The sequence below is a fragment of the Actinomyces sp. ICM47 genome (assembly GCF_905369875.1).
GTDB lineage: Bacteria > Actinomycetota > Actinomycetes > Actinomycetales > Actinomycetaceae > Pauljensenia.
Window position 1 is genome coordinate 1 of sequence record NZ_CAJPJE010000005.1, and the last position, 14,883, is coordinate 14,883.

Annotated in this window: 8 protein-coding genes and 2 pseudogenes; 3 read left to right on the forward strand and 7 right to left on the reverse strand. The window is 64.7% G+C overall.

All coding sequences use genetic code 11. The annotated features are described in order from the left end of the window. The 4 genes and pseudogenes from QZ149_RS01785 to QZ149_RS01800 form a co-directional block, all read right to left on the reverse strand. Window positions 1-566 (reverse strand): annotated as a pseudogene (locus tag QZ149_RS01785) (carbohydrate ABC transporter permease); the annotation flags it as partial. Continuing rightward, window positions 563-1,474: a sugar ABC transporter permease gene (locus tag QZ149_RS01790; protein ID WP_291449234.1), complete on the reverse strand. Its 912-nt coding sequence runs from the start codon at window positions 1,472-1,474 to the stop codon at window positions 563-565. The gene QZ149_RS01790 and the pseudogene QZ149_RS01785, both read right to left, overlap by 4 nt. Window positions 1,475-1,577: 103 nt before the next feature. After that, window positions 1,578-2,975 carry an extracellular solute-binding protein gene (locus QZ149_RS01795; RefSeq protein ID WP_291449236.1) on the reverse strand — a complete coding sequence of 466 codons (1,398 nt, stop codon included), beginning with the start codon at window positions 2,973-2,975 and terminating at the stop codon, window positions 1,578-1,580. A 164-nt stretch (window positions 2,976-3,139) separates the two neighbouring features. Beyond that, window positions 3,140-5,968, reverse strand: coding sequence for a glycoside hydrolase family 2 TIM barrel-domain containing protein (locus QZ149_RS01800; RefSeq protein ID WP_291449238.1), 2,829 nt, complete (start codon window positions 5,966-5,968; stop codon window positions 3,140-3,142). A gap of 110 nt (window positions 5,969-6,078) precedes the next feature. Here QZ149_RS01800 and QZ149_RS01805 point away from each other — a divergent pair, with 110 nt between their 5' ends. After that, complete coding sequence (locus QZ149_RS01805) at window positions 6,079-7,176, forward strand: LacI family DNA-binding transcriptional regulator (RefSeq protein ID WP_291449240.1); 1,098 nt, start codon at window positions 6,079-6,081, stop codon at window positions 7,174-7,176. A 195-nt stretch (window positions 7,177-7,371) separates the two neighbouring features. After that, on the forward strand, window positions 7,372-8,310 hold the full coding sequence (locus QZ149_RS01810; RefSeq protein ID WP_291449242.1) for a hypothetical protein: 939 nt from the start codon (window positions 7,372-7,374) through the stop codon (window positions 8,308-8,310). A 126-nt stretch (window positions 8,311-8,436) separates the two neighbouring features. Here the strand turns inward: QZ149_RS01810 and QZ149_RS01815 are convergent, their stop codons facing one another. Both QZ149_RS01815 and QZ149_RS01820 read right to left on the reverse strand, forming a co-directional pair. Beyond that, complete coding sequence (locus tag QZ149_RS01815; protein WP_291449244.1) at window positions 8,437-9,339, reverse strand: DUF4862 family protein; 903 nt, start codon at window positions 9,337-9,339, stop codon at window positions 8,437-8,439. A 5-nt stretch (window positions 9,340-9,344) separates the two neighbouring features. Continuing rightward, window positions 9,345-10,819 (reverse strand): annotated as a pseudogene (locus QZ149_RS01820) (MFS transporter). A gap of 262 nt (window positions 10,820-11,081) precedes the next feature. Here QZ149_RS01820 and QZ149_RS01825 point away from each other — a divergent pair. Beyond that, a complete protein-coding gene (locus QZ149_RS01825; RefSeq protein WP_291449249.1) occupies window positions 11,082-13,319 on the forward strand; it encodes a sialidase family protein in 2,238 nt (745 codons plus the stop codon). A gap of 150 nt (window positions 13,320-13,469) precedes the next feature. Here QZ149_RS01825 and glmM read toward each other — a convergent pair whose 3' ends face one another. Next, window positions 13,470-14,822, reverse strand: coding sequence for a phosphoglucosamine mutase (gene glmM / locus QZ149_RS01830; RefSeq protein ID WP_291449251.1), 1,353 nt, complete (start codon window positions 14,820-14,822; stop codon window positions 13,470-13,472). Between the last annotated feature and the right edge of the window lie 61 nt (window positions 14,823-14,883).

Below are 14,883 nucleotides of genomic sequence, written 5' to 3' on the forward strand. Positions count from 1 at the left end.
ATCATGAGGATCTGGAACGGGCCGATCATGGCCACCATCCACACGCCGGGGAGCGTGTTGTACAGGTCCAGCTGCACCATCATCTTGAACAGCGAAAGCATGATCGACTCGAAGGGGAAGATCATGGCGGACAGGACCACGAAGTACATGATGGTGCGCCCGGTCCACCCACGCCTCGACAGCATGTAGCCGCCAATGCACGACAGGATGACGTTCGAGGAGACAGTCAGGGCCGCAAGAATCGCGGAGTTCTTGATGGATAGCAGGATGTTGGTCCGCTCGAAGAGGACGTAGAAGGAGTCCAGCGACCACTGCTGCGGCAGCATGGTCGCGCCCTGACCGAAGACGGATTCGCCGGGTGCCTTGAAGGCCGCCATAAGGGGCAGCACGAGGGGGCCGACCAGGATGAGGGCGACGACGACGAGGAGGGCGTAGCGGGCGACGAGGGCGCCACCGCGCATCTGACGCGAGGCAACGTTGCGCCCCTGGCGCTCGAGTCGGCGTTCCTTGCGCCACTCGGCGAAGCGCTCACCGAAGGTCGCGGTGCTCGAAGTTGCGGTGCTCATGAGTCTTCAGCCTTCCTCTGCAGGCTCTGCGAAGCGATGATGAAGCCGAAGGTGATGAGGAATAGGCACACCGACGCGGCATCGCCCTGTCCCAGCGACCCGAAGGTCGGGTCGACGATTCGGTCTCGGATATACATCGTGAGGGTCTTCGTGGGCGAGGCGGAGCCACCCAGCAGGTAGACCTCGGTAAAGATCTTCAGGCAGCCGATCGTCGTCAGCGTGGCGACGAGGAACATCATGACCTTGACGCCCGGAACGGTGACGGTCAGGAAACGACGGATCGGCCCGGCGCCGTCGAGTTCAGCGGCCTCGTACAGTGACTTATCAACGTTGGCGAGGGCCGACAAGTACAGGATCATGTAGTAGGGCAGGCCCTGCCACAGAGTGATGAGCATGGCGCAGAAGAGAATCAGCCACTGATTCGACAGGAATGGAATCGGGTCGAGTCCCCAAGATGCCAGCATGTTGTTGATGGGTCCGCGCTGGTCCAGCAGGTAGCGCCACGCGAGCGAGATGACGACCAGGGAGGAGATGGCCGGCAGGTAGTAGAGGGCCCGGAAGAAGCCGATGCCGGGCACGTGCGACTTGACGAGGAGGGCCAGCAGCAGGGGCAGGAGCACCATGAGCGGCACGACGCACACCGCGTAGATGAGGGAGTTCCTCAGGGCTTCCCAGAACTCTGCGTCCCCCAGGACGGCCGCGTAGTTGTCGATTCCAACGAAGCGGCCGATTCGCCCCATCGGTTTTGTCTTCGTGAACGACACGTAGACGGTCGTTATAAAGGGATAGATGTAGAACGAGATGATGGCGAGGACCGGCAGGGTGACCCACAGCCAGGGAACCCAGCCGGGGCGGAATCGGGCGGCGCCATTGAGGGAGCGCGACTGCGCGCTCGTACGTATCGGCATACCAGTGTCCTTCATGAGGGGCGCGCGACCGTGAGCCTGCGGCGTTGCGCGAGGTGAGGGGTGCGTCGGGGGTCGAGGCCTGGCCTCGACCCCCCGCGTTCAATCAGTCGTCGAGAGCCTTGAGCTTCTCGTTCATCTGATCCTGCGCGGTCTTGAGGGCGGTCTTGGGATCAACCTCGCCGCGGATAGCCTTGTTGACGTTCTCGATGAGGGCATCCTTCACGGCGCCAGTCGCGTAGAAGACGTCGGTGTAGGCCTCGGCGTCCTTGGCGGCCTTCGCGGCTTCCTCGTAGGCGGCCTTGAAGACCGGGTCGTCAGCGATCTCCGGCGGGTTGGCGACGAGCTTGTCCAGAGCATCGGTGGCCGCGGGGAAGATGATCGCGCCGCCGTCGTGCGTCCAGGCGTACTCGTTCTCGGCGTTGGTGATCCACTCGGCAAACTTCATGGCCAGCGGAGCGTTCTTGGTTGTGACCGAGACTCCGATGTACTGTCCCTCGAAGACGGGCTTGATGCCGGGGTTGGTCGGGAAGGGACCAACGCCGGTGTTCTCGTAGACGGTCGCGTTGTTGCTCTTGACCGACTTCAGGAACGAGGCGTTGGGGGTACCGAAGGCAAGGTTACCGTCGGTGTAGGCCTTACCCGGGTCGGGTTCACCGGTCAGGGAGTCCTTCGGAATGGCACCGGCAGCGTAGAGGTCGGAAAGCTTGGTGACGTAGTTGATCGCAGCCTCATTGTCGGCGAAGTTGAAGGCGGTCTTATCCTCGTTGAGGAGGGTGACGCCCATGCCGTGCAGCTGAGCGACCATGTACCACTCGGGTGAGCCGTAGATGCCGTAGTCACCCTGCCCGTCGGCCCCTACCTTGGCTGCGGCGTCGAAGAGTTCGTCCATCGTTGCGGGCGGCTTGTTCTCGTCGAGACCAGCGCGCTTGAAGACTTCCTTGTTGTAGGTGGTGATGTAGGGGCCGAAGTACCAGGGCAGCGCCGTGTTGTGGCCACCCGCACCCAGGGCGGTGGAATCCCAAATGGATGGCACGAACTTGTCGCCGATGCCGGGGGCCTTCACGTCGTAGTCCATGAGGAGGTTGGATTTGGACAGCGCGAGGATCGTGGAGGAGGGAACGTTGACGACGTCCGCCATCTTGCAGTTCGAGGCCTGGGCCGTGATGGTCTGGTCGAACTCGGCACCGCCGCCCTGGTCGGTCCAGTTGATTGTGACGCCGGGGTTGGCGTCCTCGAATTCCTTGATCTTGGCCTTGAAGAAGTCGCCGAAATCATTCTGTAGGCCCTGGGTCTGGAAGGTGATCTCGCCTTCCACCTTCGAGGTGTCGATTGCTGAGCCGTCGATGTTCCCAGCGGGAACGTCACAGGCGACGTCGGGTGCTGGGATGGAACCGGAGGCGGATCCACCGCCACCGGAGCCGCCACTGTCGCAGGCGGCAAGGCCGAGGGTGCTAAACATGGCAAGGGCAACGATGCCGGCGGCCATCTTCTTCTTCAACATGCGAAACCTCCATTGGTCCGTTTTTGTTGGTCGATCGATGGGATCGAGTCACTAACTATCTCGTGTTAGTTGATGTATGAATCATAGCGACTTCGTGTGTGCTACGCATCATTTGTCAGAACGCTGTCGTATCGTTATCAAGACGCAACATACGCGGCACAGGCTTAATCACCCCTAACCTGGGCAATCACCACACGGACGTCAACGTCGCGCATGCGCCCGGCAACTTCGGGCCGCGCATCGGGGCCGCACGAGCGGGTCCCGATGCCGTCCTGGAAGACGTCGAGCCACAGAAACAGGCGCTCCGAGTCGGGCAGGTCCTCCCAGTGCGAGGCCTGGGCCAGTTCGCGCTCGCTCCACCGGCTGACGCTCCATCCCAGGGGCGAGGCGGGGAGGATGAGGAACTCCCCGGCCTCGCCACGAAGGGAGAGGGCCTCAAGGCCCTGGCGATGCCCGCCTTCCTGGGGACGCACGCACACATCCCACAGGTCGCAAGCATCGCCGCTGCCGCAACCGCGAGCGCCCGGCACGCTCATGTCGGCGTATCCGATCATGGTGTCCCCCAGCCAGGTGGCGTGCCACGTGGATCCCGGCAGCTCGAGGCGCAGGCCGAGACGCGGGACGCGGGGCAGCCAAGTGCCGTAGGGCACGACGCGCAGGGAGACGGACAGCGCGTTCGGTCCCTCCCCACCGAGGCGCACGGGCGCGTATTCCCAGGTGAGAGTGACACCGAACTGGGCTGCCGGTGGTGCCCAGCGTTCGACGACGCGGCGAACGACCCCGTCCTCTTCGATAGAGACGAGGCGCCGGCGCAGCAGGTGCAGGCGCGCGCGCTCCCAGCGCATGGCGTGCGAGGTTCCAGCTTCACCGCGCCCGACGCCCAGGGGTCCCAGGTCCGTGGCGTCGACACCCCAGTAGTCGATGGGACCGCGGCCTCGGTCATTGTCTGTGGGCGCGCGGAACACGCTGAGGTCAATACGCACGGGCATGTCGCCGATCCGCGCCACGCGCCCGCTTTCGTCGAGAGCATAGGGTGAGTTGACCTCGTCAACGCAGGGGAAGAGTAAAGCGTCCGCGAGCGCGCGCAGGCGATCCCGCTCCCCCACCGAGCCGGAGTCGGCTTCCGCAATCGCGTGGGCAAGCGCGGGAGCGTCGGGGGCCATCGCCGCCACCCACGCCCAGGTGCCCGCGTAGGGGCGAGACAGGGCGTCGACGAGTCCGTCGCACACGAAGTTGCCGTCGTGGACCTCCTCTCCGAAGTCACCGCCGTAGGACAGGGCGCGGCGTCCGTCCGGCAGGGTGCGCCACAGGGCATGGTCGCGCCATTCCCAGACGAATCCGCCGGCGTGGCGGGGATGGCTCATCTGCGCGGCGTAGCCGAGCGCGCCCGCGGGGCCGGTTCCCATGGCGTGCAGGTATTCGCACATGAGGTAGGGGGCGCGGCGGATGCGTTCGCGCGCCGCGTCGTCGACCTGCGCTGCCACGTGCGTGGGCACGGCGACCTCTGCGTGGAGATCGCTATCGTCAAGGACGGCGGCGACCTCCTCGAGCGTCGGGTACATGCGCGAGTAAATATCCGTGTATTCCAGGGCATGGTCGCCCTCGTAGTGGACAAGGGCTCGCCCACCCGTGCGCTCGTGGATCCAGCGCGCGCAAGCGGCCAGGTTCGCCCCGGTACCCGACTCGTTGCCCAGGCTCCAGCTCATGATCGAGGGGTGGTTCTTGTCGCGCTCGAACGCGCGCATCGTGCGGTCCAGGTAGGCGTCGGCCCAGCGCGGGTCGTCGGAGGGGTTGTCGATCCACTCCCCCGACCCCTCGAAGCCGTGCGTCTCGATGTCTCCTTCGAGCATGACCCACAGCCCGATCTCATCGGCCAGGACCAGCAGACGCGGGTGCGGCGGGTAGTGGGAGGTGCGGATCGCGTTAATGCCCATGGACTTCATGAGCGCCAGGTCGGCGCGCGCCCACTCCTCGTCAAAGACGCGGCCCTCGTCGGCGCGCACCTCGTGGCGGTTGACGCCGTTGAGGCGCAGGGGCTTCCCGTTGGCCGCCAGGACGCCGTCCTCGATGGAGACGCGCCTAAATCCGATGCGCAGGCGTCTCTCCCCATCGACGAGGCCGTCTCCCCCATTGATGCTCACGCGCGCCTCGTAGAGGGCGGGGTCCTCCGGGTTCCACGGGCGCACGTCTCCCACCTGGAGGCGGTCGGAGCGGTAGCGCCCGTCGTCGCCTTTCTCGAGGGCGAGCAGGCAGGTGCCGAGGCCGTCGATTGCGAGGCGACCGACCAGGGAGGCCTCGCGGGCGCCGAGCACCCGGGCCTCGACGGTCGCATACCCGACCCCGGCCTCGTAGTCGGTGTCGATCCAGAGGTCTTCGATGCTGCCTGGGGCGAGGCGGCGCAGACTGACGGATCGGAAGATGCCGGGTAGCCACCACTGGTCCTGATCTTCCAGGTAGCTCCCGGGGCTGAACTGGTGGACGCGCACGGTGATCGTATTCTCTCCGGGGTGCACGCGGTCGGTGATGTCAAACTCGTGGGCGAGGCGCGAACCGCGGACCATGCCCACCCACGCGCCGTTGACCCACACGCTCGCCTGGCTTTCGACGCCGTCGAAGCGCAGGGCGACCAGGTCGTCCTCCCACCCGTCGGGCAGCTCGAAGGTGCGGTGGTAGTCGCCGACGGGGTTCACCTCGGGCGGGTAGGGCGGGTCGACCGGGAAGGGGAAGTCAACGTTCGTGTAGGCGGGGCGGCCGTAACGCCCGTTGCCTCGCAGCACCCAGTGACTAGGCACGTCGATCGTGTCCGCGTCGTCGCCGACGGCTGGCTCATCCCCGGGTTCTTCAACATTCGCCCAGGGAGTCGGGTCGGTGCGGTGGTAGACGAAGGACCAGGTACCGTCGAGGCTCAGAACGCCGGGATCATCGGCCAGATGCGCGCGCGGCGGCAGGAGCGCTCCCGCACCGGGGGCATAGGAAGGTAGTATCGATTTCACGTCTGCGTGCCTTTCGGATGTCATCGTCGAAACTCCGATCGTCACCTATAAGACTAACACGTTATAGTTATTGTGTTTCTTCGAACACATACGAGGATTGGGAGTCCGTCATGGAGCGCGCAACCCGGGCCGATGTCGCCCGCGCAGCAGGCGTCGCACCCTCCACTGTTTCACTCGTCCTCAACGGTCGCGGCCGTGATGTCAAGATCGCTCCCGCGACCATTGATCGCGTCAAACAGGCCGCCCAAGACCTCAACTACATCCCCAATGCCGCCGCACGTTCGCTGCGCCGCGGCAAATCCCACCTCATCGCGCTCCTCATGGCCGAACTGCCCGACGACCCCTTCGTGCCCGTCGTCCACACGGTTCTCACGACCGCGATGATCGACATCCAGCGCCGTGGCTACCTCCTCCTCCCCCTCTTCCAGGCTGGCGACGGCGCCTCCGACGCCGAAGTCATCCGCGGGGTCCTGGGCGACACTCAACTGGCCGGCATCATCCGCGAGACCACGTCAGCTGAGGCCTTCACCTCACGCCTCCTCACGAACCTCGGGATCCCCGTCGTCGCGATGTCCATGATCGAGGCCGACCCCACCGGCTCCGAGTCCTCCCTCATCCGCATCGACGAAGGCGCAGGCGTCCACGACATCATCTCCTCCTGCGCCCTCGTCGACCCGAACACCGGCATCGGCTCGGGCCGGGCCGTCTTCCTCGCCGGCCCCAACACCAACCACGCTCGCCAACACCCCATCGCACGCGCCTTCGGCACCAACTTCACCTTCTATTCCCTGCCCGACTGGGAACCCGCCACCGCCTACCAGGCCACCCTTCGCCTCCTGACCGAGAACCCCGACATCTCTCTCATCGCCGTTGCCGACGACTCGCAGGCACCCGGCGTCTTCCAGGCCGCCGCCGACCTCGACCTGTCAGTCCCCGCCGACCTGTCCATCCTCGGATTCGGCAACCAGGACCACCGCAGTGCCGAGGCCCTGGGGCTGACCACCGTCGACTGGCCCCTCACAGACATGACGTCAGCAGCCGTCGCCTCCATCATCAACGTCATCGAAGGACGCCCGCCCACTGCTTCCCTCCTCCCCGCCTCCCTGGCCGTCACCGAGGAAGCCACCCAGGCCTCGTCCCAGACGATCCCCGTGGCCACGATCCCCACGCGCCCGGTATGGCGGGCATCGGTCGCCCGACGGCGCTAACGCGCCCGCCGACCCCGGCGGCATTTCCGCGAAGCTCCGCCGACTACCACGTCAGCACACGCACATACCTCTCCCCCTCCCCCGCCTTCGAGCAACGTTTCTTCTCCCACTAGGCGACCGCACTCCGCGCGCGGCACCGCGAAAGTACCCAGGCCTCGTTCTAAATTCCCCCGACTATCCCCGTAGAATCAACCCATGGACCGCCACGAGCTCACCGAACGCGCCCTGCCTTTCCTCCTGCGACGGCTACACGACGCGGGGATTTCCGCGACGTCCCACACGGACGAGCACACGGGTAGCACCCACCTGGAAATCGACGGGTGGAGGCGCATCAACGTGGAGAACCTCATCGACGAACTCGCCCAGACGGATCCCTCCAAGCACGAGGTCAGAATCGAGCGATGGGTGGCGTTCATCATGGAGTCCGGCCGCATCGCCGAACAGTCCATCACCGACCCCGACGAGCTACGCCAACGCGTACGCACCCGCATCATTCCGGCGGACCTGGCCGCCGACCCCCACCTCAGCTACGCGCGCCCCTTCCCCGGTGGCCTCGTCCTAGCCCTGTGCCTCGACTTTCCTAACACCGTCACAACCGTCACCAACGAGCACCTCGACAAGTACCCCCTGAGCCTCGACGAGCTCTACCACTGGGGGCAGATCAACACCGACAACGAAGCCATCGACGAGCACACCGCCTGCGGCCCCTTCACGGGAATCGCTGGGGAATCACTCTTCATCGCATCGAAGGCCGCGCACATTGCTTCCCTGGTCTCCACGCTCCGCATCGATGCGCCCCACGGACTCTTGTTCGCGATCCCTGATCGTTCCGTCCTCTTCTACGCACCCGCCGACCCGACCGTCATCACCGAGCAGTACCTCCGCCTCCTCGACTACCTCCGCATCGACTTCATGCGGCGCCTCCGGTCCACGCCCGCTCACACGCTCAGCAAGGACCTGTTCTACTGCTCGCCCGACGGCTCCTTCGGTACCATCACGCGAAGCGACCACCCCGACGTGCAGGAACTTTTCACAACGCCGGATCTGGACGCGGATCGTCTCGTGGAACTCGCCGTGAAAAACATGAACTTCTTCGAGGGATTCCGCACCCGCTTCTATCCCTCGAACATGTGACGCCTGCGGGCGGCCCGCGACAACTGCGCGAGACCAGCACCCGTCAGCACACTGCCACCATGAAGGCCGAACCGGGCCACGGCCTCGTCACACTCACAAACGATGAGGCCATGGCCCGGTTAACCGTCACCCCTGGAGGTGGCAGGCCCTGTAGATCCCCGTCAGCATCGCGAGGCGCTGTTCGAGGGAGGCGTCCTTGGGGACGCAGACCTTCGCACCGAGGTACTCGACACCGCGCGCGATCGCTGCCTGCGCGCAGCGTCCGATCTGTTCGGCGTCCATGAGAGAGGTCGGCTCGTCGGCCTGGGCGGGCAGGTGCCCGTCGATCCAGGAGTAGCCGTATTGAGTTTCCTCCGGCCCGGCACCCGAGAATACGATGCCATCAAGCACCCCGCGTTCCCCGGCCTCGCGAACATGCTCGAAGGCAGTCTCCGCGCTGCGCCCCTCCACGGCGGAGCGGCCCCAGTTGAGGTGAATGCCGATGCCAAGCTCGGCGACGATGTCGATCTCATCCGCGAGAGACAGGAAGCCCTTCTCGGGGTTCTGCTCGGGGATGTACGCGTCGCAGTGCTCAACAACGAGCGTCGCGCCGCACCAATCCCAACCCAGGACGTCCTCGAGAGAACGCTTGAATGCGTCGGCGTTCGCCAGACGCGTGGGTGCCGAGTGCAGCTGCACCCGCCCGACCAGTAGGCGACCCGCCTTGTCGCACAGGTCGTCGAGGTCGTCGCAGAGGCGTCGGGTAAAGGCGAGGGCCGCCTCGCGTCCCGCCTCGTCGGGCGAGGCCAGACCGAAGGTCTCATCCTTCCAGACGTTCTGCATCGTGCCGGGGATCGCCGTGATGGTGTTGAAATCCCAATGCGGCGACAGGTGGCTGGCCAGCACGTCGAGCTGTGTTGCGAGCTGCCCGGGGTAGGGAATCTCGACACCGGAGACCCACGGCTGGTCGGCGAGGAGCTGGTAGTAGTCCGCCTCGAGTTCAGGTGCCGGGTGCGACGCGTAGGCGCCAATGATGAATGGACGTGCCATGATGATCAGCCTTCCTTGATGATCTCATCGTTACCGTCTTCAGGACGAACATACTGCGGCCCAATCTTCTTTTGAAGCAGGCGCGGCACGTTCGCACCGATCGACACCATGACGACCGCGGCAAAACCGAAGGACAGGATCGCCAGGGCGAAGCCGAGGGAGAACTGCGCGGCGATAGCAGCACCGAGAACCGGGCCAACCGCGCCACCGAGGGCACCCACGTTGTAGCAGAAGCCGAGACCCGCAGCGCGCTTGTCAACCGGGAAGTAGGACGAGACCCACTTGGGCAGCAGGCCCGAGACGCCCTGGCCGAACATCTGCTGGAAGAAGAGCATGCCCGCCACGAGCGCCACGTACTTGCCGTTCTGCATGAACAGGGGGAAGACGATGATCTGCGAGAGCAGCAGGGAGATGGCGTACTAGCGGCGCATGCCGAACTTATCACCCGCGAAGCCAGCAATGATGTAGCCGCAGCGTTACCGAGGCCAGCGAAAGACACCACGTTGGCAACAACCGTCTGGTCCATGCCCACCCCGCGCAGGTAGGTGGGGAGCAGGCCCTGGATGGGCCACGTGTACATGAAGGAGGCGAAGATCGTCAGCATGATCGCGATGCCGATGATCCAGCGTTTGGAGTCGAACTGGATGATGAGGTAGATGAAGATGACCGCACACAGGGCACCGAGCACGCTCACGGCCACGACGCCGCCGACCTGCTGGGTGAAGATCAGGAGTAGGGCGACGAACGCGATGGCTACAACGACGTAGTTGAGGATCTTGCGTTCCCCGCCGAAGAGCACCTGAAGCATGTCGTTCTTTTCGACGTGCCCGTTCTCCTTGGCTTCGCTCCAGTCGGCGGCTTCGGGCAGGGTCTTTCGCATGTAGATCGCGACGACGATCGGGATGATGCCGGTGAGGAACAGGGCGCGCCAGCCCCATCCGGGGTGCATCGAATCGACCCATGTCACGAAGTACTTGTCGACCTGGGCGGCGGCGATGACGCCGAAGGCATAGCCCGACAGCAGGAAGCCCGAGGCCTTGTTGCGCATGTGCTTGGGCCACGACTCGATGACGTAGGCTGCGGAGGCCGAGTATTCGCCGGCCATCGCGAAGCCGATGATGAGTCGCAGGACGAAGAGGACCCAGAAGTTCGGCGAGAGCGCGCAAGCGATGGATCCGAAAGCGAACATGAAGATCGACAGGATCATGGCCGGCTTGCGCCCGTAGCGGTCGCCGATGGCTCCCAGGACGAGGCCACCGATCCATCGGCTAATAAACGCGGCCGAAATCAGGGATGCGCTTTGGACGAGCGACAGGTCGAATGCTGCCTTGATCGCGGGCAGGGCAAAGGAGATGAGGACGAAGTCGTAGCCGTCCAGCAGCACGCCGATCCAGGCAGCGAAGAACGCCTTGCGGTCTTCTTTGGTCAGGTATCGGTACCAGGGCTTTGTCGGAAGCGCCTGTACGGGGGACGTACTCATGATGAGTGCCTTCCTGAAATTTCATCGTCGAATAACGAGGGGCTTGAGTCCAGATGTCTAACTAGCAAGTTGTCAGACAACTTGCGATAATGTTAGCTCTCTCTCATCCTAGAACCAACAGCAAGTTTCACCTTAACGTGCATATTGCCAACAAAAGGTCGCAATGATAATCTGTCTGACAACTTGTTAACTGTGACCAATCACATGCTCCAATTCGTGATGATGCGAAGCGAAACTAACAACTGACAGAAAGGTGTCAAACATGAGCATCGACGCAGGTCACCCGGGAATCTCCTGGGCCTTACAGTTCCGCGCACTCATCGACGGCTCACTGCTGCGCCTGCGTAGCCCCGAGGGCATCGGCTGGGATCTCTTCATCCGAGCGGGTGCGCTCTTCCTCGAAGGATCGACCTCCTCCATGTCCCTCGCTCTCGACATGGAGGACACCGCGTACCTGACCGACGGGACCTGGCACAGCCTCGCGATCACGGCGACGGCCGCCGGTTCCAAGATCTTCCTTGACGGCTACCAGTGCTTCTCAACCTGCGCAGACCTCTCTCCCGCCGGAAGCAGCCCCGAAGCTGCACTCACCCTCACCCCGGGCGCTGGCATCGAAATCCGATCCTTCGCGGAGCACGGTGCTGTCCTCTCCGCAGAAGAGATCCTTGCTCTCTCCCCCGCACCGACTCCCCTCATTGAATTCGCCGCAGCCCACCTGTCCGACTACGACGTCACCGAGCTGTCCGAACTCACCTCGGGCACCGTGTTTGCCCGCTACCGCGTACGAGGCCCCGGACAGCACGGCACGATCCTCGCCGCGGGCGGGTCCGGGCGCGAGCAGCTCAACCTGTCCGTGACGGAAGAAGGCATCGAATACCGAGTCCTGGGCCGCAGGGGCCAGTGGCGCACATTTACGGCCCATGGGCACTGGGACCAGGGGCACTGGCACGACGTCGTGGTGCGCGTCGGTCACGGCGCGGTCCAGATCTACGTGGACGGCTACCTCGAAGCCCACCTTCCGGGCCAGGTGTTCTTCGCGGGCGTCGACGGCCTCGACGAGGTCGTGATCGGGCAGGACACCTCCGGGTCGCGCCTCTTCGGCGAGGTTCGCAACGCTGCGGTCTACTCGTCGATCCTCAATGACGCGCAGATCAAGAAGCTATCGTCGGTCGTACCCCTCGACACCCAGTGTCTCTTCGACGCCGGTTTTCACGACTCGATCAGCTACCGCATTCCCTCGCTGATCACCCTGGCCTCGGGGGTCGTCGTCGCGGGAGCCGATCAGCGAGAGACCATCGCGAACGACTCTCCCAACTCGATCAACTTCACGGTCCGCCGCTCCTTCGACGGCGGGCACACGTGGGGCGATCTCCAGACAGTCATCACCTACCCCGGTCACGGGGCAACAGGCGCGTCCGTCATCGACTCCTGCGTCGTCCAAGATCGCCGAAACGGACGCCTCGTCGTCCTCATCGACCACTTCCCGGGAGGCATCGGTCAGCCGAACGCCGAGGCCGGCCTCGGCGTTGACGAGAAGGGCCGCTACATCCTGCACGACGCCGAGGGCGCGACCTACACGTGGATGGAGGACGGAGCCATCACGGACGCACACGGACACGAGACACCGTTCAAGGTCTCGGAGCGCGGTGACGTCACCGTCACCGAGGGTGGGGAGGAAAAGCCCGGCGGCAACGTCTTCCTGGCCGACGGCGAGGACCCGAACCAGACGCTGCTGACCAAGCGCACCTGCTACCTGCAGATGGTCTACTCCGACGACGACGGCGAGACCTGGGAGGGGCCTTTCAACCTGAACCAGGACGTGAAGGAAGAGTGGATGTCCTTCTGCGGGACCTCCCCGGGCACGGGCGTGCAGCTGCGCAGCGGACGCCTCGTGATCCCGATCTACTACAACGGCGACCACAAGCGTCACTTCTCCGCGTCCGTCGTCTACTCTGACGATGGGGGTGCCACGTGGAAGCGCGGCAAGTCTCCCAACGACGGGCGTATCTTCGAAGGCCGCCGGATTGACTCGCGCACGCTCGACACCGAGGCCGCGGCGACGCACGAGGCCACGCTCATCGAGCGCGCCGACGGTTCGCTCCTCATGCTCATGCGTAACCAGCATCCGAGCGGAAAGGTGGCCGCAACCGTCAGCACGGACGGAGGCGAGACCTGGGGCGACGTGTATTTTGCGCGCGAGATCACGGAGATCTTCTGCCAGCCCAACGCCGTGCCCTGGCCGACGGAGGACTGCCCTGAGCGGGTCGTTTTCGCCAACGCCTCACAGATGCGGCCGTATCGAGGCCGTGGTGTCCTGCGCCTGTCGGAAGACGGGGGCCGCACCTGGATCGCGTCGCGCACCTTTAACCCGGCGCACTACGTCTACCAGTGCATGACGATCCTGCCCGACGGAGCACTGGGCCTTCTGTGGGAGCGCGAGATGCAGGGCCTGTATTTCACACGCATCCCGCTGGAGTGGATCGAGGCCGCCAAGATCTGACACCGCCGTGAGGAGGCCGCCTGCCGTTGGCACCTTCCCCGGCCTACGGCAGGCAAAAACCTCCTCAGCGTCCCACATATGTGAGGACCGAAGAAAGAAAGAGGGCGGGCACCAACCGGTGCCCGCCCTCCGCGTACGTATTTCAGGCGTTCACAGCGCCAGGTGTTCCTTCACGACGTCCGCCAGCGAAGAGGCCACGGAGTCGGCCTCCTCCTGGGTGGCAGCCTCGACCATGACGCGCACGAGGGGCTCGGTGCCCGAGGGGCGCAGAAGAACGCGGCCGGTGTCGCCCAGGCGCGCCTCGGCGGCGGCCACAGCGTCCGCAACGGCCTGGTTCGTGGAAGCGGCCGCGCGATCCACGCCGCCCACGTTGATGAGGGTCTGCGGCAGGCGCTGAACGAAAGAGGTCAGGTCGGCCAGGGAGCGGCCGGATTCCTTCACCATGCGCGAGATGAGCAGCGAAGAGAGAATGCCGTCGCCAGTCGTTGCATGGTCGCGGGCAATGATGTGACCGGACTGCTCGCCTCCCAGGGAGTAGCCGGAGGCCAACATTTCCTCAAGGACGTAGCGGTCACCGACGCCGGTCTGTACGGTCTTGATACCGACCTCACGCATGGCGAGGATCAGGCCGAGGTTACTCATGACGGTCACAACGAGTGTGTCGTTGGCGAGAGCGCCGCGGTCGCGGGCATTGACGGCCAGCGCGCCCATGATCTTATCGCCATCGATGAGGTTGCCCTCACGGTCAACGGCCAGGCAGCGGTCCGCGTCGCCGTCATAGGCGACACCGAAATCACAACCGGCCTCGACGACAGCGGCCTGCAGGCCTTCGGGGTGCGTCGAACCAGCGTTGCGGTTAATGTTGCGGCCGTCCGGCTCGGCGTTGATGACCGTGATATCGGCACCGAGTTCACGGAACACGGCTGGCCCGAACTCGTAGGCGGCACCATTCGCGCAGTCGATCGCGATCTTCATGCCGCGCAGATCGGTGCCTGTCGCCTCGATCAGGTGCGCGATGTAGGATTCGCGGGCCCACGCATGGTCCGCATTGACCTCACCGACGCCGTCGCCGGTAGGACGTTCCCACTCAGTGTTCACAAGCGCCTCGATCTGATCCTCGACCGCGTCCGCCAGCTTGTAGCCGCCGTGCGCGAAGAACTTGATGCCGTTGTCGGGCATGGGGTTGTGAGACGCGGAAATCATGACGCCCAGGTCCACGGTGTCTTCCGTGGCCGTCAGGTGGGCGACGGTCGGGGTGGTCACGACGCCGATGCGCGTGACGTCCATGCCGGCGCTGGCAAGGCCCGCAGCGAGGGCATGATCCAGGAATTCCCCCGAAATACGCGTGTCACGACCGATGATCGCGCGGGGCTTGGAACCATCCGCGCGCCGATCACAACCGAACTGGCGGGCAGCGGCCTCGCCGAGCTGTAGCGCGAGGTCCGCGGTGATGTCAACGTTTGCCAGTCCTCGCACGCCATCCGTGCCGAACATTCTGGGCATAGTATCTCCGTTCAGTGGGTCAAACGACTGGTCTAAGCGTACCGCTACTGCGCCCGTCACC